Annotated in this window: 1 protein-coding gene; it reads right to left on the reverse strand. The window is 38.0% G+C overall.

Translation table 11 applies throughout. The annotated features are described in order from the left end of the window. A partial coding sequence (locus CDOM16188_RS11070; RefSeq protein WP_172202201.1) for a class I SAM-dependent methyltransferase occupies window positions 1–820 on the reverse strand: 820 nt, incomplete at its 3' end. Window positions 821–858 lie beyond the last annotated feature (38 nt).

Genomic DNA, 858 nt, shown 5'->3' on the forward strand with positions numbered 1-858 from the left:
AATTTAACCCAAACACAAACATCCTGCAAGAGTTTCTAAAAGCGGGAATAAGTCCAAAAATCCTACCTCTAAGACTCCATCTGTTTTTATACATATCCATCATCGCGCCCGTTTTTAGATGCTTTATCGCGGCTTTATCCCACTCTTCAACCTCGCTTGGATCTTCTATGCCCATCTTAAAATCAACTCTTTTTTTCATAAATTTAAGCGTATCATGCTTTCTAGAATCCATCTTTGCGGCAAAATTATTTATAAGATCAAGCGCAACTATGCCCTCAAACCTCTTAGCTAAATTTAAAAAGAACTCTTTAAAAACTTCTTTTTCAAAATACATCGCAACGCCTTCTAGAGCAAAGGCGAATTTGGCATTTGGATGCTTTGCTTTAAGTTCGTCCATCCAAGCGGTTTCAAGCATGGAGCTAGAGATGCTAAAGTTTTTCTTAGCTTTTGGCATGAGTTTGTCGCGAAGTGCGATCACATCGGGAAGATCAAGGTCGTAAAAGATAGCATTGGGACATACCGACTCAAGTCTAAGCGGTCTAGTGTCAAGACCGGCGCCAACCTGCACGATAACTACCTCATCGTTATCTTTGGCAAATTCCACAAGTGCGTCGTCGATAAATTTCGCCCTTATTATAACTCCTACGCGACTTAGATCGCCCGCTTCAAATTTAGCAAAGTCATAATCTATCTTTTTAACTATCTCTCCCGAAAATTCATCTCTTAAAATCGGCTCTTTTACTTCGTTTTCAAGGCTTCTAAAATACAAATTTATAAGCAGAGTTTCCGAGATGTCATCGTTAAAACCAATCTTTTCCATATCTTTAACCTTTTATAATAATCTATATCAGTATTATA

Origin of the sequence: Campylobacter sp. RM16188, assembly GCF_012978795.1 — a bacterium.
Classification (GTDB): Bacteria; Campylobacterota; Campylobacteria; order Campylobacterales; family Campylobacteraceae; genus Campylobacter_A; species Campylobacter_A canis.